Annotated in this window: 23 protein-coding genes and 1 pseudogene; 13 read left to right on the top strand and 11 right to left on the bottom strand. The window is 37.7% G+C overall.

Going from position 1 to position 18359, the window contains the following annotated elements; all coding sequences use genetic code 11:
* Window positions 1-82: 82 nt before the first annotated feature.
* The gene (locus ACFFIX_RS14285; RefSeq protein WP_378935056.1) at window positions 83-619 is read right to left on the bottom strand and encodes a CBO0543 family protein; all 537 of its coding nucleotides are present in this window, start codon (window positions 617-619) and stop codon (window positions 83-85) included.
* Between the two features lie 526 nt (window positions 620-1145).
* Entirely contained in the window at window positions 1146-2198 is a 1053-nt protein-coding gene (locus ACFFIX_RS14280; RefSeq protein ID WP_378935054.1) for a lactonase family protein, read from the bottom strand.
* 165 nt (window positions 2199-2363) lie between these two features.
* Between ACFFIX_RS14280 and ACFFIX_RS14275 the strand changes: the two genes are divergently transcribed.
* Window positions 2364-2540 carry a hypothetical protein gene (locus ACFFIX_RS14275; RefSeq protein WP_378935052.1) on the top strand — a complete coding sequence of 59 codons (177 nt, stop codon included), beginning with the start codon at window positions 2364-2366 and terminating at the stop codon, window positions 2538-2540.
* Here ACFFIX_RS14275 and ACFFIX_RS14270 read toward each other — a convergent pair.
* The 3 genes from ACFFIX_RS14270 to ACFFIX_RS14260 all read right to left on the bottom strand — a co-directional run bounded on the left by ACFFIX_RS14270 (window position 2532) and on the right by ACFFIX_RS14260 (window position 3332).
* Window positions 2532-2732 carry a hypothetical protein gene (locus tag ACFFIX_RS14270; RefSeq protein WP_378935050.1) on the bottom strand — a complete coding sequence of 67 codons (201 nt, stop codon included), beginning with the start codon at window positions 2730-2732 and terminating at the stop codon, window positions 2532-2534. The genes ACFFIX_RS14275 and ACFFIX_RS14270 overlap by 9 nt on opposite strands.
* Before the next feature lie 16 nt (window positions 2733-2748).
* Window positions 2749-3096 carry a DUF4257 domain-containing protein gene (locus ACFFIX_RS14265; protein ID WP_378935048.1) on the bottom strand — a complete coding sequence of 116 codons (348 nt, stop codon included), beginning with the start codon at window positions 3094-3096 and terminating at the stop codon, window positions 2749-2751.
* 71 nt (window positions 3097-3167) lie between these two features.
* The gene (locus ACFFIX_RS14260; protein WP_378935046.1) at window positions 3168-3332 is read right to left on the bottom strand and encodes a hypothetical protein; all 165 of its coding nucleotides are present in this window, start codon (window positions 3330-3332) and stop codon (window positions 3168-3170) included.
* Between the two features lie 178 nt (window positions 3333-3510).
* Here ACFFIX_RS14260 and ACFFIX_RS14255 point away from each other — a divergent pair, with 178 nt between their 5' ends.
* Window positions 3511-4080, top strand: coding sequence for a TetR/AcrR family transcriptional regulator (locus ACFFIX_RS14255; RefSeq protein ID WP_378935044.1), 570 nt, complete (start codon window positions 3511-3513; stop codon window positions 4078-4080).
* A 57-nt stretch (window positions 4081-4137) separates the two neighbouring features.
* Window positions 4138-5070: an SDR family NAD(P)-dependent oxidoreductase gene (locus ACFFIX_RS14250; protein ID WP_378935042.1), complete on the top strand. Its 933-nt coding sequence runs from the start codon at window positions 4138-4140 to the stop codon at window positions 5068-5070.
* A gap of 261 nt (window positions 5071-5331) precedes the next feature.
* On the opposite strand, the gene ACFFIX_RS14245 is transcribed toward ACFFIX_RS14250, so the two are convergent.
* Window positions 5332-6108, bottom strand: a complete 777-nt coding sequence (locus ACFFIX_RS14245) for a SurA N-terminal domain-containing protein (protein ID WP_378935040.1) — start codon at window positions 6106-6108, stop codon at window positions 5332-5334.
* 367 nt (window positions 6109-6475) lie between these two features.
* Here ACFFIX_RS14245 and ACFFIX_RS14240 point away from each other — a divergent pair, with 367 nt between their 5' ends.
* The 7 genes and pseudogenes from ACFFIX_RS14240 to ACFFIX_RS14210 all read left to right on the top strand — a co-directional run bounded on the left by ACFFIX_RS14240 (window position 6476) and on the right by ACFFIX_RS14210 (window position 11281).
* Entirely contained in the window at window positions 6476-6574 is a 99-nt protein-coding gene (locus ACFFIX_RS14240) for a YjcZ family sporulation protein (protein ID WP_378935038.1), read from the top strand.
* A 77-nt stretch (window positions 6575-6651) separates the two neighbouring features.
* Entirely contained in the window at window positions 6652-6792 is a 141-nt protein-coding gene (locus ACFFIX_RS14235; RefSeq protein ID WP_378935191.1) for a YjcZ family sporulation protein, read from the top strand.
* Between the two features lie 53 nt (window positions 6793-6845).
* A pseudogene (locus ACFFIX_RS14230) lies at window positions 6846-7109 on the top strand (metallophosphoesterase); the annotation flags it as partial.
* Window positions 7110-7467: 358 nt separating this feature from the next.
* Window positions 7468-8340, top strand: a complete 873-nt coding sequence (gene proC, locus ACFFIX_RS14225) for a pyrroline-5-carboxylate reductase (RefSeq protein ID WP_378935189.1) — start codon at window positions 7468-7470, stop codon at window positions 8338-8340.
* A 57-nt stretch (window positions 8341-8397) separates the two neighbouring features.
* Window positions 8398-9516, top strand: coding sequence for a glutamate 5-kinase (gene proB, locus ACFFIX_RS14220; RefSeq protein WP_378935036.1), 1119 nt, complete (start codon window positions 8398-8400; stop codon window positions 9514-9516).
* Window positions 9517-9551: 35 nt separating this feature from the next.
* The gene (locus ACFFIX_RS14215; protein WP_378935034.1) at window positions 9552-10811 is read left to right on the top strand and encodes a glutamate-5-semialdehyde dehydrogenase; all 1260 of its coding nucleotides are present in this window, start codon (window positions 9552-9554) and stop codon (window positions 10809-10811) included.
* A 338-nt stretch (window positions 10812-11149) separates the two neighbouring features.
* Window positions 11150-11281 carry a YjcZ family sporulation protein gene (locus tag ACFFIX_RS14210; protein ID WP_378935031.1) on the top strand — a complete coding sequence of 44 codons (132 nt, stop codon included), beginning with the start codon at window positions 11150-11152 and terminating at the stop codon, window positions 11279-11281.
* A gap of 39 nt (window positions 11282-11320) precedes the next feature.
* Here ACFFIX_RS14210 and ACFFIX_RS14205 read toward each other — a convergent pair whose 3' ends face one another.
* Genes ACFFIX_RS14205 through ACFFIX_RS14195 form a run of 3 tightly spaced genes read right to left on the bottom strand, consistent with a single transcriptional unit; the run spans window position 11321 to window position 13244 of the window.
* Window positions 11321-12010, bottom strand: coding sequence for a hypothetical protein (locus tag ACFFIX_RS14205; protein ID WP_378935029.1), 690 nt, complete (start codon window positions 12008-12010; stop codon window positions 11321-11323).
* Entirely contained in the window at window positions 12007-12879 is an 873-nt protein-coding gene (locus ACFFIX_RS14200) for an ABC transporter ATP-binding protein (protein ID WP_378935027.1), read from the bottom strand. The genes ACFFIX_RS14205 and ACFFIX_RS14200 overlap by 4 nt, the downstream gene beginning before the upstream one ends.
* Window positions 12876-13244 (bottom strand): GntR family transcriptional regulator, encoded by a 369-nt coding sequence (locus ACFFIX_RS14195; protein ID WP_378935026.1) that lies wholly within the window; start codon window positions 13242-13244, stop codon window positions 12876-12878. The genes ACFFIX_RS14200 and ACFFIX_RS14195 overlap by 4 nt, the downstream gene beginning before the upstream one ends.
* A gap of 176 nt (window positions 13245-13420) precedes the next feature.
* On the opposite strand from ACFFIX_RS14195, the gene ACFFIX_RS14190 reads away from it, so the two are divergent.
* The gene (locus ACFFIX_RS14190; RefSeq protein WP_378935187.1) at window positions 13421-14455 is read left to right on the top strand and encodes a M42 family metallopeptidase; all 1035 of its coding nucleotides are present in this window, start codon (window positions 13421-13423) and stop codon (window positions 14453-14455) included.
* Between the two features lie 62 nt (window positions 14456-14517).
* On the opposite strand, the gene ACFFIX_RS14185 is transcribed toward ACFFIX_RS14190, so the two are convergent.
* On the bottom strand, window positions 14518-15081 hold the full coding sequence (locus tag ACFFIX_RS14185; protein ID WP_378935025.1) for a sugar O-acetyltransferase: 564 nt from the start codon (window positions 15079-15081) through the stop codon (window positions 14518-14520).
* A 416-nt stretch (window positions 15082-15497) separates the two neighbouring features.
* Window positions 15498-16016 (bottom strand): hypothetical protein, encoded by a 519-nt coding sequence (locus ACFFIX_RS14180; RefSeq protein ID WP_378935023.1) that lies wholly within the window; start codon window positions 16014-16016, stop codon window positions 15498-15500.
* A gap of 655 nt (window positions 16017-16671) precedes the next feature.
* On the opposite strand from ACFFIX_RS14180, the gene ACFFIX_RS14175 reads away from it, so the two are divergent.
* Entirely contained in the window at window positions 16672-17547 is an 876-nt protein-coding gene (locus tag ACFFIX_RS14175; protein ID WP_378935021.1) for an ABC transporter ATP-binding protein, read from the top strand.
* A gap of 15 nt (window positions 17548-17562) precedes the next feature.
* Window positions 17563-18357 (top strand): DUF2705 family protein, encoded by a 795-nt coding sequence (locus tag ACFFIX_RS14170; protein ID WP_378935019.1) that lies wholly within the window; start codon window positions 17563-17565, stop codon window positions 18355-18357.
* Window positions 18358-18359: the final 2 nt, after the last annotated feature.

Below are 18359 nucleotides of genomic sequence, written 5' to 3'. Positions count from 1 at the left end.
CCACCTCCGCTAAAGGACCTATCTGTTGATGGAAAGAACCTTACTGATACCTGTGATTATGCAAAATTGAAATAGTCTCTTTTTAATGGTTAAGTTGCTTCCCTTTAATAAAGTCCATTACGATCTTTACAATAATTCCAATCACGAGCAAAACAACAAATGAGTAAAAGTAAGTCCAATTGTGTAATTTATAGAGATCAAGATAAACAAAGATCGGCTGGACAATAAAAGAGATTATACTTGCAACAATAAAATCGGCAATAATAAAAAACTTCCACCTACTAAATACTTGATACATTAAGGCCATAATACTAGGAACAACAATAAATTCTACTGTAGCGATCGGTGTAAGAAACTGAACTAACTGATGAGGATGACTCCATAATTGGAAGTACTCTCCGATATCATCAAAAATAGTATTGATTACATAAGCGACCATAAATGCAAGTGTGATCAGTAAAATCCTTTGTCGATCTATAAAGAAAAGAAATAATATGAGGAAGATCGCATTCATGATGAGGATAACCCACCAATGAAAACTGAACAAATCATGGTTAATCCAATAATCCATTTCCATTTGATGTAATGTACTGGTTATGCTTTCTATTTCTTTATACATATAATACCTCCCTTGCAGTAAGTATCTCCTGGAGCGATACTATTAATGCGTCTGATTTTTATCTAGATTGTATAAATTATGCATTCTTAGTTTACATACTAGTGAGGAAAACTTACCTATATAGGATAAAAAAGGGGACTTACTTTTTTTACTGCAATCTTTGTTTAAACGAATTAACCAAAAATTATAATATTTACTAGTTTGTGAAAGCGTTTTACAATAGAAGTGTGCTGCTATTATGAAAGTAGTTTTTGAGATACAAATGCTAATTAAGTAGATGAACATAGTAGGCTGCAATTGCTTTTTATAAAAAAGCATTGCAGTCTATTTTGTCAATGAATCAAAGAGGAACCAATTTCGTAAATGAATGTTATTTATTCTTCTAAAAGTTGATAAACGCTTATTAATAAAAAAATCGAGTATAAATCCTATGCGATTTACACTCGATTTCTTATGCTATTAATAATGTTTCTTCACATATCGGAACTACATAAAATAAGTTGCCGGTCCTTTTTCTTTTCCTATTTTACACATTCAAAAACTTCACACAAACCGGATCTGGCACTACAACATCAGACTGCAACAAAGTAAGTTTACCAGTCTCCTCGTCTCTAGCAAACAAGACTAAATTACTGCTTTCTTGATTAGACGCAATAAGAAACTTTTCAGATGGATCTAATACAAAATCGCGTGGCCATTTTCCTTCTGTTGAGGTGTATTCAACAAACGCAAGCTCACCGGAGTCCTTATTGACGCTAAAAACAGCGATGCTATCATGGCCGCGATTTCCAGCGTAGACAAAACGACCGTCAGAAGATAAGTGAATTGCGCTTCCTTGGCTGTTTTCTGTAAAGTCCGCTGGAATAGTTGGGATGTATTGCAGCTCTGTAAAGCTCCCATTTTCAGGATGATAGTTTAACACAAGAACTTCATTACTTAACTCAGTCATGACATATGCGAATTTTCCATTTGGGTGCCATGCGATGTGACGTGGACCACTTCCAGCTTTTACAGACAAGTTGCTTACTTCTGTTAGTTTGCCATCGTTCACTTCATATGTGATCACCTTATCAATTCCCAAATCTACAACAACAACATACTTTTCATCAGGAGTAAATCCAGCATAATGAGTATGTGGTTTTTCTTGTCTTTCTTTGTTTGGACCGGAACCTGTTAGCTGAATAGTTGATGCTGCAGGTTGAATGGAACCATTTTCTACTAAGTAGGATTCAGCCGTTCCATTGTGGTAATTTGCTGATAAAACATTGCGATTTCCACGATCCACGCTCACATGACATGGAGATGCACCTTCTACGACTTGTGAATTAACCGCCTGAAGATCTCCAGTCTCACTGTTTACTGTATATGAGGCAACTCCACCTAATTGTCCTTTTTTTACAACTGCATAAAGATTTTTATTATCTTCACTAAGAGTTACATATGTAGGGTTGTCCAGTTCAGCAACACTCTTAACGTCGCTGAGTTTTTTAGCTGTTGTGTCTAATGTGAAGCTGTAAATTCCTTTGCTTTCACCTTTTGTGTAGGTGCCGATGTAGCCTATGTATTTTTTGTTTGTCATTGGGGGTGCTCCTTTCGAGAATGGGATTAGGTTTATTGTAACATTATGAGAGGAAAATATTGAGTTTGAGTTATTACATGCGTACATAACGTATTCCGATATTTTCTTTACTAAGTCTTTCCTCTTGGTAATTTCCTCCCAACCAACTCGAAATACTTGCTATAAATGGAGGGAAACAGTGCACATATTGCGATCGAGTGGATTCTAAACGAAAAACCTCGTCGGTACGCGGTAATCGCTGTAACACTTTTTTTAACAAGTAATGGTGTTGCTTCGTATCGGTATGCAGAAAAGCAAAAGCACTTTAATCATCTTAATGGATTAAAGTGCTTTTTACTGTAATTTATTTTCTTGTCGACCTAAGGCCTTATGAATAATCTGCATTATTTGATGTTCATAAGTCTCAAGTTCAATAACCGATCTTGCATGATCCAGAAGAGTTTGTAATTCTTTAAATTTCTTTTTTTCATTTTTTGTTAAATTGACTTGAATCTTATTTTTTTCACTTTTTTTATGATCTAGTACAGCTGTCATCTTTGAACACTCCTTCCTATTGTACGTCGTACTGATTAAGTTTTTCTTTTACATCCTGCTTTTTATCAGCTAAACGTTTGTTCATCATAGAGTTAATAAAGCTACTTCCTCCAACACCGCTAACAAAGGAAATATACATTGCGTATCCAAGAGAGAGTTGTGAATAATAAGGTAATACTGCAGCTGCACCTGCGACGATGCCGAGAAATAACTCAGACATACTTCCATAGAGAAAATGTGTGTCACCATTGTGGTCAGTGAACTTTCTCGGTGTAGTAAAGCGACCACCAACTAGAGCAGTTTTTGTAATACCTCCTACTAGTCCAAAGCCTGTCCCTATCAAGATTGCCTCAAATAACTCCATTTTATCCCATCCAGGTCATTGTTATGTTACTAGTATAATCCAAAGATAGGATGAAAACTAGTGTATTTTGGTTAACTATTTTTATGAAATAAAATAGACTTTTCAATAATATCCTTTGCTAAATGATAGTATGTTTCAACTTCAATTAAGGAGTTAGCGGAGTCGATTTTAGAAATATACCCATAATACAAAAGCTTTTCTTGCTTGGATAAAGTAACTCTAATTTTATCTTTCATTGTATCTGCTCCTTCGCATGGATAAGAAAGTATATGTGTAAAAGGAGACTCTTATTAACTGTTTAGCCGAAAATAATGTGTTTTAAACAATACAGCTTAGACAATAAAATTCGAGCATTGACATCTGGAAAAAAATCCATTAGTCTTTAATTGAACAGTGGTCAAAAAGGAGAATAACATGTCACCTAGAAAATCTGTACAACATGAATTAACACGAGATATGATAATGGACGCAGCAAGGGATTTATTTGCACAAAATGGCTATCAAAACGTTTCGATGAGACAAATTGCCAAAGTGCTAGGTTATAGCCATGGTTCAATTTACTATCATTTCAAAAATAAAGCAGAATTATTTTATGCGTTGGTACAGAAGTATTTTCATATGCTGGATGAGATTTTAGATGCGATTATGAAACAAGAACTGCCGTCTAAAGAAAAGCTTCAACAAGTGTTGTTAGGGTTTATTGAGTTTGGTCTTACCCATCAAAGTCACTATGAGATAATGTTTTTAATAAAAGATGAGGAAGTACGCAACTTCATTAATCAAGGACCGATTAAAAGTTATGAAAAATTTGCTCAAAGTGTCAATTCGTTATGTGATAGCAAGGTGACTATTCAAGAGATTTGGTCGATCTTTTTGTCACTGCATGGGTTTGTGATTCAATATTGTCAGCATGTAAATACGTATGAAGATGTAAAGGATATGGCGAAAGCACACGTGAAATTTTTAATGAGAGCGGTTGGCTAATTTTTTTTTACTATTTATTGAACAGTGGTCAATAAAATTTTGAAAGGGGAATTTTAAATGAAAAAAGCTTTAGTAGTAGGTGCTTCAGGTGGAATGGGGTATTCAATTGTTAAAGAATTATCGAACAGAGGAATTGCTGTTGTTGCATTCGCGAGAACGAGGAAGAAGCTGGAAAACCTGTTTGAGCATGATCCAAAAGTTGAGATTGTAACAGGTGATATTTTTCAAACAGAGGATCTTCTCGCTGCCTCAAATGGTGTAGATGTAATCTTCCAATCTGCGAACATTCCATATACGGATTGGGAGGAAAAGCTCGCTACGTTTATCGGAAATATTGTAAACGTAGCGGAAATTCAAGGCGCGAAGCTGGCACTTGTCGATAATATCTATGCGTATGGGCGGAGTAAAGGTGGAAGGGTGACTGAAATAACCCCTAAAAACCCTCACACCAAAAAGGGAAAAATCCGTTTACAGGTGGAAGGGATTGTAAAGAATTCTACTGTTCCCGCATTGATTGCTCACTTCCCTGATTTTTACGGCCCGAATGCTGAGAATACACTGATGCATTATATGCTCCAAAATGTTGTGAAAAGTAAAAAAGCGAGTTATGTTGGCGATCAAAATATTAAGAGGGAGTTTATTTATACACCAGATGGAGCGAAGGCAATTGTTAATTTAGCGCTTCGAGAGGATGCCTATGGACAGAACTGGAACATTCCGGGATGTGGCGTAATTACAGGAGTTGAGATCGTAAAGCATATACGAGAAATTGTTGACTATCGAAAACCCGTTTCAACGGTTAGTAAAAACATGATTAAATTATTGGGGATTTTTAGTGGGAACATGAGAGAAGTGATCGAGATGTTTTATTTAAATGAACAGCCGGTAGTGTTGAGTGGGAAGAAGTATGAAGCACTAATTGGCAAATTGCCACAGACTTCGTACCATGATGGTTTGAGGGAGACAATCGAGTTTATGAGGAACAAGTAAAAAAGCTACCGGTTAGAGCCGGTAGCTTACATAGTCGCTAAGGAAATTATAAAATTTTTGAACTGTGGATAACGTTTCTGCATCCAGCTCCGACGCACAGGACGTGCTAGTGCAGTCAATGCGACAGGACGTCGCGTCTTTGACTGCCAGCGCCTAGCCCCTCGAGGTCATAAGTCACTTCTAAATTGAAGGCAAAGAACGCCTTCTATTTAGAATCGCCTTATGCTTGTCGGGGCTGACCAAGGCGCTTGCGCTTTTGTTCTAGATTTTGATATCGATTTTTGCTTTTTTCTTTAAATCAGCAACAACTTGTGCTAGTTTTTCTTGCGTTTTTTGACCTTGAAGTTGTTGTTTTACATTATCTTTTACTTCTTCAAATTCAGGTGTTTGCTCAGCATCACCTTGTGAAGCCATTTGTTCGTAGAACTCTTTTGCTTCCTCATCTGTTACTTCTTCAACTTTTACGTCTTTTTCAACGTATTGTGTATATTTTACATTGTCAGCAACTTGCTTTTTAAGTTCATCAAGCGTAATTTTATTCGTTTTTAATGCTTCTTCAAAAGCTTTATCATCTTCATAATTTGCTTTTAATGTATCAATTTCTTTGTTGATGTCTTCATCTGTTGCTTTGTAGCCCTTTTTATCAGCTTCTTGTAATAGAAGAGTTTGGCCGATTAGTGTTTCGATTGTTCCTTCTTTGATCTGCTTTGCAAGCTCATCGGTTGTTGGGTCTTGTCCCATTTGTTGATATTGCATTTGCGTTGCAGCAAGTGCGCCATTGTACTCGATGCCTTTTAATTCTTGGTCATTTACGATTGCGACAACTTTGTCATCTTCTACTTGTTGTGCTTCAAGCTTTTTTTGCATTTCTTCCATTGCTGCAGCTTGCTCTTCTTCAGAAGGTTGTCCCTCTTCAGCAGCTTGACCTTCTTCTGTTTTTTCCTCTTCTTTTGGTTCTTTCGCTTCGTCATCACCGTTACACGCGGCTAGTGCTACAGCCATAAGTCCAATCATTATCGTATACATCCATTTTTTCATCAAAAAGTATTCCCCTCTCTTTAATTACTAAAAAATCACTTAGTGGAAATTGTACACCACTTGATGGGAAAATGAAAGGGATATGGCGGAGAATGGTTGAAAATGGGAGTGGAGATGACGATTGCTAATTTAGCTAAATCTATAAAAAATCCGCACAAAACCCCTTCAAAACAGGCATTTGTACAATCCAATTCCCGCATGTAACATAAGATGTATCACAAAGTTAAATGCTTCATTCATAACTCCTTCTTTAGGCCCTGCCAAAAAAATTGGTGGGGTTTAACTTGTCTCTCGGGCGAATGCCCTTACCTATTTGAAACCTTAGCATAGTGTAAGAGTAGAAAGAGAGAAAAGGAGGTGCCCCAAAATGGGTGCTGAAGGTTATGGTTCAGGCTTTGCTTTAATCGTTGTGTTATTCATTTTGCTTATCATTGTAGGCGCTGCTTACGTTGGCAATTGTTACTAAGTTTCACTGAAAATCACAAACTAACTTATTTTTAAGAGGAGAGATATTTAATGAATTATCCACACGGAATGAACAATATGCAATTGAGCCCAGCTTATGATCACGGATGCCATTACGGTTATGCAGCACCAGTTGCAGACTGTAGATATGGAAGCACATTTGTATTAATCGTTGTCTTGTTCATCTTGTTAATTATTGTTGGAGCAGCTTGGTTATAAGTTTCACAAGTGGGCTAGCACTTTGCTAGCCTTTTATTTTTTTTACACATGAAGTGAATTTACGTATTCTTGGTACGTCAGATATTCATACCCACAGTTTTAACTATGACTATTACAAAACCTCAGAGACGATTGAATTTGGACTAGCTAAAACAGCTACTCTCATTAAAAACGCTAGAAAAGAATCCAAAAATACTTTACTATTTGACAATGGTGACTTGATACAAGGAAATCCACTTGGTGACTACAAAGCAAAAATAGACATCCTTGAAGATGGAGAGATGCATCCTGTTTTTAAAGCCATGAGTCTTTTAGATTCCTACTAAATGCGTCCTCACATGCAAACAACATTTCTGAAGTGAGAACAGTTTCTAGTTCAACCTATTATTCTCTTTTAATAAAACAAATGAACTGGATCCCTACGAAACAATTAGTAAATGTACCTTGGCGATTTTTGAAGCCTCTTAATAAATTTTTCCATATTAATCCCTGAGAGCGTTCTTCTCGCCTTGAGGCAGAGTTACTTCCAATTAGATGTTAATGGTACCGCTTACACTCCCTATTTGACCCTTATCCTTATGACTTCCCTTTAGACCATTGATTATGAAAATGAGCGTGTTAGTATAGAGTCGTTGAGCAAAAAATACGAACGAAAATACGAACAGCATTGGAGAGATAGCATGCTACACAAAAAAAACAATTGCGTTTTTAGGTGCAGGATCAATGGCTGAAGCGATGATTTCAGGGCTAGTAAAAGCCGGGATCGTTCCAGCAAACCAAATTATTGTAACAAATCGAAGCAATCAAGACCGACTTAATGAATTAGAGGGGATTTATGGAATTAGAGGGGTAAAAAGAGACGATCTTCTATTTGAGGAAGTTGATGTGTTTATTTTAGCCATGAAGCCGAAAGATGTGGAGCGTGCTCTACAATCAATTTATGACGATGTAAAACCTGATCAACTTATTTTGTCCGTTTTAGCTGGCATTTCAACTTCATATATGGAGCAGAACCTGCGCGCGGGACAGCAAGTGATTCGTGTGATGCCGAATACATCTAGCATGATAGGTGAATCTGCGACAGCACTATCACCAGGTAAGCAAACAACTCGTAATAATGTAAAGCTTGCAACAGATATACTCCGCTGTATTGGAGAAGTCTATCTAATTAATGAAGAAAAAATGGATATTTTCACAGGACTTGCGGGAAGTGGTCCAGCGTATTTTTATTATTTAATGGAGCATATGGAAAAAGAGGGGCAAAAAGCAGGTCTTGATACAGAAACAACCCGACAAATTATCGCTCAAACCATTGTTGGTGCAGCGAAAATGATTCAAGAGCAAGATGAAACACCAACTGAATTAAGAGAAAATGTGACATCTCCAAACGGAACAACTGCAGCTGGGTTAGATGCGCTAGACAATTTTGGCGGAGGCGAAGCAATTTCTCAAGCAGTTAAGCATGCCTCAAAACGCTCGCAGGAAATTAGCTCTCAATTACAGAAAACCTTATTAAAACCAGAAGAAAAGAAACTTAAAGCAATCTAAAAAAACTGGGAAAATAGCAACAGAATTCAATCATTAACTAACTCAGGAGTGATGCAAGTGACCCAAGACAAGAAAAAACGGGTTGTCATTAAAGTAGGAAGTAGTTCTTTAACAAGTCGACAAGGAGAAATAAGCCGTAGAAAACTTGAAAAGTTAGCAGACGAAATCGTCCTTTTAAAAGATGAGGGCTACGAGGTTGTTTTTGTATCCTCAGGAGCGGTTGCAGCTGGGTACCGAAAACTAGGCTGTTTAGAACGACCTACCACATTGCCAGAAAAACAAGCAGCAGCATCAATTGGTCAAGGATTATTGATCGAAGCGTATTCTGAACTTTTTTTATCACACGGATATGTTGCTTCACAAATCCTTATCACGAGAAGTGATTTTTCAGACGAAAATCGTTATAATAATGTTCGAAACACCCTAAATGTGTTGTTAGAACGTGGAATTATACCGATCGTCAATGAAAATGACACAGTTACAGTAGATCGCTTGAAGTTTGGAGACAATGACACGTTATCAGCAAAAGTAGCAGGTCTAATCGAAGCAGATAAACTAATTGTCTTGTCAGATATTGATGGACTTTATGACTCAAATCCAAACGATAATAAACAAGCAAAACTACTTCAAAAAGTGAGAGAAATTACCCCGGAAATTGAAGCGGCTGCTGGTGGTTCTGGAAGTACGGTCGGAACAGGTGGAATGAAATCTAAAATTGATGCAGCGAAAATCGCAATGGCATCAGGTATTTCGACCTTTTTAGGAAAAGCAGGTGTCCCTAATATTTTAATTGATGCTGTAAACCATACGGCAAAGGGGACATATTTTGAAACTGAAAAAAATACACTCAATTTAAATCATAAAAAACAATGGATTGCATTCAATTCTGGTACAGAAGGCGAATTAATTATTAATTCAGAAGCGAAAACTTCTCTCCTAAAACACAAACAAAGTATACTTCCATCAGGCATTCATGATGTAAAAGGGTATTTTAGAAAAGGTGCTGTTATTATTATAAAGGATACAGCTGGAGAGGAAATTGGACGCGGTGTGATCAATTATTCATCTGAAAAATTAAAAACTCTTAGTACAGATGCGCATGAAAATGATAAAATTGTCGTTAATATCGATTACCTTGTTTGTCATCTAGAGCTGTCAATTCCAGTCGGTTTGTAATTTACACGTAGGGTCGATTTAAGGGGAGGACTTATATGATAATCAGAGAAACTGTCAATGTAGAAAAACAAGCCATTGAGGCAAAAAAGGCAGCAAAAACACTTAGCTTGCTTTCAACAGAAAAGAAAAATGAAGCATTACTTATTGTAGCGGAAACACTTGAGGCAGAATATCAAACCATTTTAGCAGCTAACGAAGCTGATCTAGAAAAAGGACGCGAACAAGGATATGAAGCAGCTTACATTGATCGTCTCGCGCTCACAAAGGAACGAATTTTTGACTTCGCTGAGGGGTTACGACAGGTTGCAAAACTAGAAGACCCAATTGGCGATATTCAATCAAGCTGGACGCTCGAAAATGGTCTTCATGTAGAGAAAGTGACCGTTCCACTTGGGGTAATTGGGATGATTTATGAAGCTCGTCCAAATGTAACCGCGGATGCGACAGGTTTGGCTTTAAAATCAGGGAACGCAATCGTTTTAAAAGGGGGCTCTTCTGCGTTATTTTCAAATAAAGCTATCGTAGCTGTGATTCATCGTGCCTTGGAAAAGACTGCAATACCGAAAGAAGCTGTGCAATTCATTGCCAGCACTGACCGTGAGGCTACTCAAGCATTGTTTACAATGAAAGAGCATATTGATGTGTTAATTCCACGCGGTGGGGCATCTCTGATAAATGCCGTTGTAAATAATGCTACGGTGCCAGTCCTCGAGACAGGTGTTGGAAATTGTCACATTTACATTGATAAAGAAGCGGATATAGAGAAAGCATTGAAAGTTCTCGTCAATGCTAAAACCGATCGACCAGCTGTTTGTAATGCAGCGGAAACAGTGATTGTGCACAAAGCTTGGTTCGATATAAATCGTGATGCTTTAATCAAGACATTTGCAGACAATGGAATTACAGCTCACGGTGATGAGTACGCGGTGCGCCACATTCCAAACGCACAAGTTGCAAATGAAGAAGATTGGGCGAATGAATATTTAAGCTTAGATATCGCAGTGAAGGTCGTCGAAAGTGTGGATGAAGCAATTCAGCACATAGACCAATATGGAACAAAGCATTCTGAAGCGATTATTACCGAAAACAAAGCTACGGCTCGTCAATTTATGAATCTCGTTGATGCATCTGCAATTTATCACAATGCCTCAACACGTTTTACCGATGGAGGAGCACTCGGATTCGGCGCCGAAATTGGAATATCCACTCAAAAACTACACGCCCGCGGTCCAATGGGCTTACCAGCTTTAACCACGATTAAGTTCCTAATGACAGGTGATGGACAGATTCGTTAGGGTAATTTGTAAAAGCCCCTTCTCTTTTGAGGGGGGTTTTTGTGTTGGGGAAGTTGAGTTTTACGGTTATTCAGTAGCTGAAACACATCAAACTCCGCCCACCAGCCCATACGCTCTCAACCCACACTCCGCCTATCACCCCACCAAAAAATCCTACAATCTAGGATTTTCCCAACTTTTTTCACTTTCCTGTGCAACCGCCCATACGAAAGCAAGGCACCTTACATAGGGTAATAGTACAACAAAAAGGAGTCAATAGAACTCCTACAATGGGACAAATGTTTTGTCTTATATCTTGTTGGGTGTTAGCAACATTAAATACAAGGAGTGATTCATTCATGCACGGTTACGGTTATGGACATGGTTGTGGTGGATACGGATACGGTGGCTATGGTGGCGGAGGAAGTGCATTCGCGCTTATCGTTGTACTTTTCATCCTATTAATCATCGTCGGCGCTGCTTGGTTATAAGAAAAAACCTCATCCAATGGATGGGGCTTTTTTTGGCATTTAGGCAGGCCGACTAGAAGCTCTTACTAAAAACAACCAGCTGATTGACAATAACAAGATTGCGGTAAGGCTAATCATGGTCATGTTATAAGTAAACTGGGTTGAAAAGTTCCTAATAAAAGTAAACAGAATCTCCTGAGTTCCCGGCATTAAAACGGCTATAAGCAGCATCGCGATTGGGATGTATCCTCCAATTTGTCCAAACCTGTAAACGATAGAGCCAGTCAAATAAGAAGAACAGAAGAAGAAGAATATTAAAATACTGTCTGAACCAATTGTCTGTATCCAGCTAGAAGAGGTAAGCAAAGCGTCTGTTGGAGCAAGTAATTGAATTGCCTCGATTTGAAATGTAGTTGTTAAATACTCAACGATGATATCTATTCCAAAGTTAATGAGAGCCATACTGATTGCAAAAAGAACGAGAAAGATGCTTGCCGAAAGATGAAAAGTTGTTCGAGTTGCACCGAACTTAATGCAATAGGGCATGGTCTTTTTTGTGAAAAAAAATCCGACAATTGAACAATAAATACATACTGCCATTAGTGGTGAGATGATAACGTGTGTCTCAAATAGGTTAGCGATGATCAACAGAGCAACCACAGACGCCATAAAAATCGACCAAAAGATAAGCACCGAACTTTTAATATCAATAAAAAAGAAATACAGATTTGCTTTTATTTCTCTTGTCATGCTACAACGCCTCCTTTGTTTGATGTTAAATGAATCATTAAATCCTGAATGTGAACTTGTTCCACTGATAAGCCTAGTCTTTTTGCATCTGCGAAATTATAGTTTTCTCCATATAAAACGGCAGTTAATTGACCCATAAACTCTTTTTCTGAAAGGACGTTTTTACCTTGAGTAAATGTCCTGACATCCTCACTTTTGCCATGAATCATCATGCTTCGTTCCTTTAACTCATCGGTTGTCATTTGGAGGACGAGTTCTCCTTCTTGCAGGATCAGCACTTCTTCGAATAAGTTGCTTACCTCATCAATTAAATGGGTGGATAAAATGATTGTACGTGGATGTGCTTCATATTCTTCGAGAAGAATTTCATAAAAGCGAGCCCTCATTGCAGCGTCCAGGCCAATATAGGGTTCGTCGAAAATAGTGATCGCAGCACGACTTGCTAACCCGATGATAATTCCTAGACTTGAGACCATTCCTTTTGAGAGTGCTTTTACTTTTACAGTTTCATCAAGCTTGAATTCCTTGAGAAGAGATTGTGACGTTCGGGCACACCAGTTCGGATAAAAGAGGGAGGCTGTTTTCAACACTTCCTTCACTTTTAATGTAGTTGGGAAATTATCCGTTTCATTGATAAGACAAATATTTTCAAGCAATTTTCGATTATTAAAAGGGTTTTCGTTGTTTAATTTTACTGTTCCAGTTGTTGGAAGAATATGACCAGCAATGATATGCATCAGCGTCGTTTTTCCGGCGCCATTTCGGCCTAGGAGTCCATATATTTTATGTTCTTCTAATTGAAAGGAGAGATCCGTCAAACTTGTTTTCTTACCGTATGTTTTTGTTAGCTTTTTAATTGAAATGTTCATTCGCTTTCCTCCTTTAAGATGAGGTCCCTGAGTTCATGGATTGATATATTTAGTGTTTCGGCTTCTTTTTTTAATGGGACGATGTAGCTTTGATAAAATTCCTTTTTTCTTTTTTCGACAAGGACTTGTTTTGCACCAGTCGAAACGAACATGCCGATCCCTCGCTTTTTGTATAATATTTCTTGGTCAACAAGCTGATTAATTCCTTTTGCCGCGGTTGCGGGATTAATTTGAAAAAATGAAGCGAACTCGTTTGTAGAAGGGACTTTATCTCCTTCATTAATTGAACCGTTCAATATGCTTTCTTCTAGTTGTTCAGCTACTTGTTGAAAAATGGGTCTTTCTTGATTCAAGGAACGATTCATAGCGTCCTCCTTACTTAAGTGGTTCGTTACTTATGCAACTAACTATAATACCTTGAGGATCAATCGTCAAGTAATTTTTTCCAGGGAAAAAGTTTAACTGATAAAAGGATCTTTAAAAAAATGTATAATAGGAGATAGAATCTAGGATTGAAAGGGGTAATGGTGTGAAAAACACGATAGATGAAACGTTACAATTAATTAAAGAGCTAGTATCAATAGCTAGTCCATCAGGAAATACAAACGAAGTGATTACATATGTGGAAAAGTATTTAGCTGAGTTCCAAGTTGAAACAACAAGAAATCGCAAGGGAGGGTTAATCGCCACCATCCCAGGAACGGATCAGAAAAATCATCGAATGCTTACGGCACATGTTGATACGCTGGGTGCGATTGTTAAAGAAGTAAAATCTAGTGGTCGATTAAAAATTGATTTGATTGGTGGGTTTAATTACAACTCGATTGAGGGTGAATACTGTCAAATTGAGACTTCCACTGGAAAAAAATACACGGGGACAATCTTGATGCACCAAACGTCAGTACATGTGTATAAGGATGCAGGAAAGGCGGGGCGTAACCAAGCAAACATGGAAGTTCGACTCGATGAAGTGGTACATAATGCGGAAGATGTGCGAGAGCTTGGAATAGAAGTTGGAGATTTCATCTCGTTTGACCCAAGAGTTGAGATTTTGCCGAGCGGATTCATTAAATCGAGACATCTTGATGACAAAGCAAGCGTTGCGATATTGTTGCAGCTGATTAAACAAATCAAAACAGAGGACATTGTAATGCCGTATACAACTCATTTTCTAATTTCAAACAATGAGGAAATTGGGTACGGAGGAAACTCCAACATAACGTCTGAAACAATCGAGTACTTGGCGGTTGACATGGGTGCGATGGGGGACGGTCAATCCACAGATGAATATACTGTGTCAATTTGTGTAAAAGATGCAAGCGGCCCATATCACTACGAGCTTCGCAAACGACTTGTTGAGCTTGCGAAGAAGAATAACATTGACTACAAATTAGATATTTATCCTTATTATGGATCTGACGCATCTGCGGCAATACGCTCTGGGCATGATATTGTTCATGGTTTGATTGGACCGGGTATCGATTCATCTCATGCGTACGAGCGGACACATAAGTCATCAATTGAGCATACGGCGAAGTTGCTTTATTATTATGTTCAGTCGGAGATGGTTAGGTAAAAAATTAATTTAACCAAATCAAATGTGGACTAACACCAATTGTTAGTCCACATTTTCTAAGTCTATTCAATTTCTTTAATTACCCTCGCTGGATTCCCACCAACCACTACATTATCAGGTACATTTTTGGTAACAACGGCTCCTGATGCAATCACAGCATTGTTTCCAATTGTCACACCTGGGTTAATGATAGCTCTGCCGCCAATCCAAACATTGTCACCGATTGTAACTGGTGCTCCATATTCAGGTCCAGCAATTCGTTCAGCAGCTTTTAGTGGATGCGTTGCGGTATAAATATGTACACCTGGCGCGAGCATGCAGTTGTCCCCAATTCTCACTTCACAAATATCTAGAATAAGGCAATCGAAATTCGCATAAAAATTTTCACCAACATGAATGTTGTAGCCATAATCACATCTGAAGATTGGTTCAATGTAGATGTTTTCTTTAGTTGAGCCAAAAAGCTCTTTTAATAGCTCTGTTCGCTTTTCTTCTTCGGTTTCAATCGTCTGGTTGTACAAGCGATTTAGTCTTCTTGCATTCTCTCTTCCTTTAACAAGTTCTGGATCGGAAGCAAGGTAAAGTTCACCAGCTAGCATTTTTTCTTTTTCGGATTTTAAGCTCATGAACATCGCTCCTCAGATAGATTTAAATCTTCTTATAGGATAGTCCATTCTCTAATTGTAATCCACATTTAGTTGATTCAAGAACAAATAACTAACCTCGTAAAAGACAAATAGATCATTTTGACCCAGTTGAAGACGTTAACTGATTCAAACTGATCTATTAAATGAAAAAATAGACACCAATACTAAACATGTTAGAGATCCTAGAGGTATAATTGCACGAGAATCGAGATAATTGCACGGAATCGAGATAATTGCACGAGAATCGAGATAATTGCACGAGAATCGAGATAATTGCACGAGAATCGAGATAATTGCACGAGAATCGAGATAATTGCACGAGAATCATGATAATTGCACGAGAATCGAGATAATTGCACGAGAACCATGATAATTGCACGAGAACCCAACTTCTCCTATGCGCGCCAGACAATTTCTCCAGCTTTTTCATCATAGTCAATCTCAACTTCAAAATCATGTTTTTCATAAAAATGAACAAGGCGATCTACGTGGTTCCAATCTCGTTCGGCGATGTCGCCTGTGATGACTGGAATGTTTTGACCCTTTGCAACTTCTTTTAAATAGTCTATACAAATGGATCCAAAACCTTTGTTAGCGGGGCCTTTAATATCACCAATGTGTATGCTATTTTGGTCGGTAAACGTTGCATGAATTGAAAAATCCCATTGTCCTTTATACGAGCTTTCACAATCATTGAGCATGATTTTACATGAGTTTTCATCTTCTGATGTGTAAACGATCACCCATTTGTCTTCTTTAGTTTGATCAATGCCTAGAACCTTGCTTCTTTTGGCAATTTCCTTGAGATTATCTTGCATACGAAATACTTGAAATTCCAGCTCCTCTAGTACTTCTTTTAGCTCTTCTGGATCGTCTGTGCGGTTGTCTTGTAATAAAGCAAAACTGCTAACCATTGTTAACTCCTTTCACGGTGTGGTTATTCACATAGAACATCTATAATTATTGTCTTAAAATGTGAGACTGTAAGCTAAATGCCGAAGTGGCCGATATCCGCGCCAAATCGCCGTATTCCAAGCCAAAATGATCAATAACCAACAAACAGTATACTATTTTACTAGAATTCCAAAGAAACTTCAACATTTTTAGAAAGATTGGCATTAAGAGGTAAAGGTGTATGCATTTATTACAAAAAAAAAACAGCCTCATCTGAAGCTGCTTGTAATTTAAGCATTAACTTTCTGCACTATATTCTTTCATGCCACCATCTTCATACTTAACGCTCAGCTTGAATTCGCGGTAGTCTCATTGGCGTGTATAAAGTTAAATCATCACCTAAAAAGGTCATGTAACGAGAATGTTTGCTTATTGTTCATCACCGCCTGCAAGGCGCTCCCAACCTTATTTTCTTCCAGCACATGAAGTACCTTTTCCCTAAGATCTTGAGTCGTCATGTTCACCAGCTCCTTCTAAAAGGTTTTACTATGTATATTCCTTTATATTAAAATTTCAAACTAGCTAAAAAACACATTGACTACAAAGTCAATATACCTTAAACTAAAGTTGACTCGCTAGTCAATTATGTATTTATTGTCCAAGGAGGGCATGAAAATGAAAGCTGTTGAAGTGAAAAACTTGACAAAGTTTTATAAAAAAAGCAGAGGGATTGAGGATGTAACTTTTTCGATTGAAGAGGGTGAAGTCTTTGGTTTCATAGGTCCAAACGGTGCTGGAAAGAGTACAACAATTCGTACGCTTTTAAATTTTATTTATCCTTCCAGTGGCAATGCGACCATTTTTGGCAAAGACATTATTCGTGATACAAAGGAGATTAAGCAGTCGATTGGCTACCTGCCATCAGAGGTTCATTATTATGACGATATGAAAGTGATGGATCTATTAATGTACTCTGCAAAGCTTCATAAAAAAGCAGATAAAAAACGTTTGACCGAGTTAGCTGGAACATTGCAGCTAGATCTAACGAAGAAGATAGAAGATTTATCGTTTGGGAATCGAAAAAAGGTCGGGATTGTTCAAGCGTTATTACATGAGCCAAAGTTGCTTATTTTAGATGAACCAACTGGTGGTCTGGATCCATTGATGCAGAGTACGTTTTTTCAATTGCTTGATGAAGAAAGACAAAAGGGTGCAACGATCTTCTTCTCGTCACATATTTTGAGTGAAGTTCAAAAGATGTGTGATCGTGTTGCGATTATTAAAGAAGGAAAATTGATCAAAGTGGAGCGTGTTGAAACGCTAACAAAGAATAACCTGAAAAAAGTAAGAGTTACACTTGATGGCACTAAAATATCAGCCTTAGTTCTACCTGGAATCATTCAGCAAGAAAATACCGCTAACGAAATAAACCTGCTTTATCGAGGTGAAATACGTGAGCTGCTCACTGAGCTTAGTACGATTTCCGTGAAAGATTTGCTTATAGAAGAGCCCTCTTTAGAAGAAGTATTTATGCATTATTATGAAAAGTAGAAGGAGGTTTAAGAGATGATTTTTAAACGTGAGTTATTGAGAAATAGAAAGTCGTTAATCATATGGAGCATTATCCTTGTAGGTCTGATTTTGATGACGTTAAGTATTTATCCGCAGTTTGCAGAGCAACAAGAAAGCATGGAGGAATTACTAAAAGCGTATCCCGAGTCTATGAAAAAGGCATTTGGAATGGATACTTTATCAATGGGAAGCCTGATTGGATATTACGGGATTCAAGTTTATTTTATGACGACACTATTAGGAAGCATTTATGCAGTCATGCTCGCAGCGGATATTGTTGCTAAAGAAGAAAACGAGAAAACGATTGAATTTTTACTAGCTAAGCCAATTTCCCGTAGTCAGATTCTAACTGAAAAACTTCTTGCCGTGTTCATTAACGTTGTTATTTTAAATTTAGTGATTGTTTTGGTAAGCTTAGTAGGATTTCAATTTTCGGAGCAAGACATCGCTATGAAATCATTTTTACTACTTTCGATTGCACAGTTGTTGTTGCATTTGTCCTTTGCAGCATTGGCGTTTCTACTATCAGCGATCATGAAAAAAACGAGAACAATTGTGTCTGTGTCGCTAGGGATTGTTCTTTTATCCTATCTATTAAGCATGGTGTCTGGAATTTCGGATCAGCTCGAATTTCTTCAATACGTGAGTTTTTTCAAATATGTAGATGCAGCAGACATCATTCCAGATAATACAATTAAACCACTTTATCTAGTGATTATGACCGTCGTTATCATTGGAAGCATTAGTGCAACTTATCTTTTCTACCGGAAAAAGGACATTGCCGTTTAATA

It is taken from the genome of Metabacillus herbersteinensis (assembly GCF_042433335.1).
In the GTDB taxonomy this organism is placed as follows: domain Bacteria; phylum Bacillota; class Bacilli; order Bacillales; family Bacillaceae; genus Metabacillus; species Metabacillus herbersteinensis.
The sequence above is the reverse complement of the archived record's forward strand: the minus strand, read 5'-3'. Positions and strand labels throughout refer to the sequence as shown.

Excerpts from the sequence above, each read along its gene's own strand:
- ACFFIX_RS14285 (WP_378935056.1), bottom strand. The coding sequence starts at position 619 with ATGTATAAAGAAATAGAAAGCATAACCAGTACATTACATCAAATGGAA.
- ACFFIX_RS14280 (WP_378935054.1), bottom strand. The coding sequence starts at position 2,198 with ATGACAAACAAAAAATACATAGGCTACATCGGCACCTACACAAAAGGT.
- ACFFIX_RS14275 (WP_378935052.1), top strand. The coding sequence starts at position 2,364 with ATGGAGGGAAACAGTGCACATATTGCGATCGAGTGGATTCTAAACGAA.
- ACFFIX_RS14270 (WP_378935050.1), bottom strand. The coding sequence starts at position 2,732 with ATGACAGCTGTACTAGATCATAAAAAAAGTGAAAAAAATAAGATTCAA.
- ACFFIX_RS14265 (WP_378935048.1), bottom strand. The coding sequence starts at position 3,096 with ATGGAGTTATTTGAGGCAATCTTGATAGGGACAGGCTTTGGACTAGTA.
- ACFFIX_RS14260 (WP_378935046.1), bottom strand. The coding sequence starts at position 3,332 with ATGAAAGATAAAATTAGAGTTACTTTATCCAAGCAAGAAAAGCTTTTG.
- ACFFIX_RS14255 (WP_378935044.1), top strand. The coding sequence starts at position 3,511 with ATGTCACCTAGAAAATCTGTACAACATGAATTAACACGAGATATGATA.
- ACFFIX_RS14250 (WP_378935042.1), top strand. The coding sequence starts at position 4,138 with ATGAAAAAAGCTTTAGTAGTAGGTGCTTCAGGTGGAATGGGGTATTCA.
- ACFFIX_RS14245 (WP_378935040.1), bottom strand. The coding sequence starts at position 6,108 with ATGAAAAAATGGATGTATACGATAATGATTGGACTTATGGCTGTAGCA.
- ACFFIX_RS14240 (WP_378935038.1), top strand. The coding sequence starts at position 6,476 with ATGGGTGCTGAAGGTTATGGTTCAGGCTTTGCTTTAATCGTTGTGTTA.
- ACFFIX_RS14235 (WP_378935191.1), top strand. The coding sequence starts at position 6,652 with ATGCAATTGAGCCCAGCTTATGATCACGGATGCCATTACGGTTATGCA.
- ACFFIX_RS14215 (WP_378935034.1), top strand. The coding sequence starts at position 9,552 with ATGATAATCAGAGAAACTGTCAATGTAGAAAAACAAGCCATTGAGGCA.
- ACFFIX_RS14210 (WP_378935031.1), top strand. The coding sequence starts at position 11,150 with ATGCACGGTTACGGTTATGGACATGGTTGTGGTGGATACGGATACGGT.
- ACFFIX_RS14205 (WP_378935029.1), bottom strand. The coding sequence starts at position 12,010 with ATGACAAGAGAAATAAAAGCAAATCTGTATTTCTTTTTTATTGATATT.
- ACFFIX_RS14200 (WP_378935027.1), bottom strand. The coding sequence starts at position 12,879 with ATGAACATTTCAATTAAAAAGCTAACAAAAACATACGGTAAGAAAACA.
- ACFFIX_RS14195 (WP_378935026.1), bottom strand. The coding sequence starts at position 13,244 with ATGAATCGTTCCTTGAATCAAGAAAGACCCATTTTTCAACAAGTAGCT.
- ACFFIX_RS14185 (WP_378935025.1), bottom strand. The coding sequence starts at position 15,081 with ATGAGCTTAAAATCCGAAAAAGAAAAAATGCTAGCTGGTGAACTTTAC.
- ACFFIX_RS14180 (WP_378935023.1), bottom strand. The coding sequence starts at position 16,016 with ATGGTTAGCAGTTTTGCTTTATTACAAGACAACCGCACAGACGATCCA.
- ACFFIX_RS14175 (WP_378935021.1), top strand. The coding sequence starts at position 16,672 with ATGAAAGCTGTTGAAGTGAAAAACTTGACAAAGTTTTATAAAAAAAGC.
- ACFFIX_RS14170 (WP_378935019.1), top strand. The coding sequence starts at position 17,563 with ATGATTTTTAAACGTGAGTTATTGAGAAATAGAAAGTCGTTAATCATA.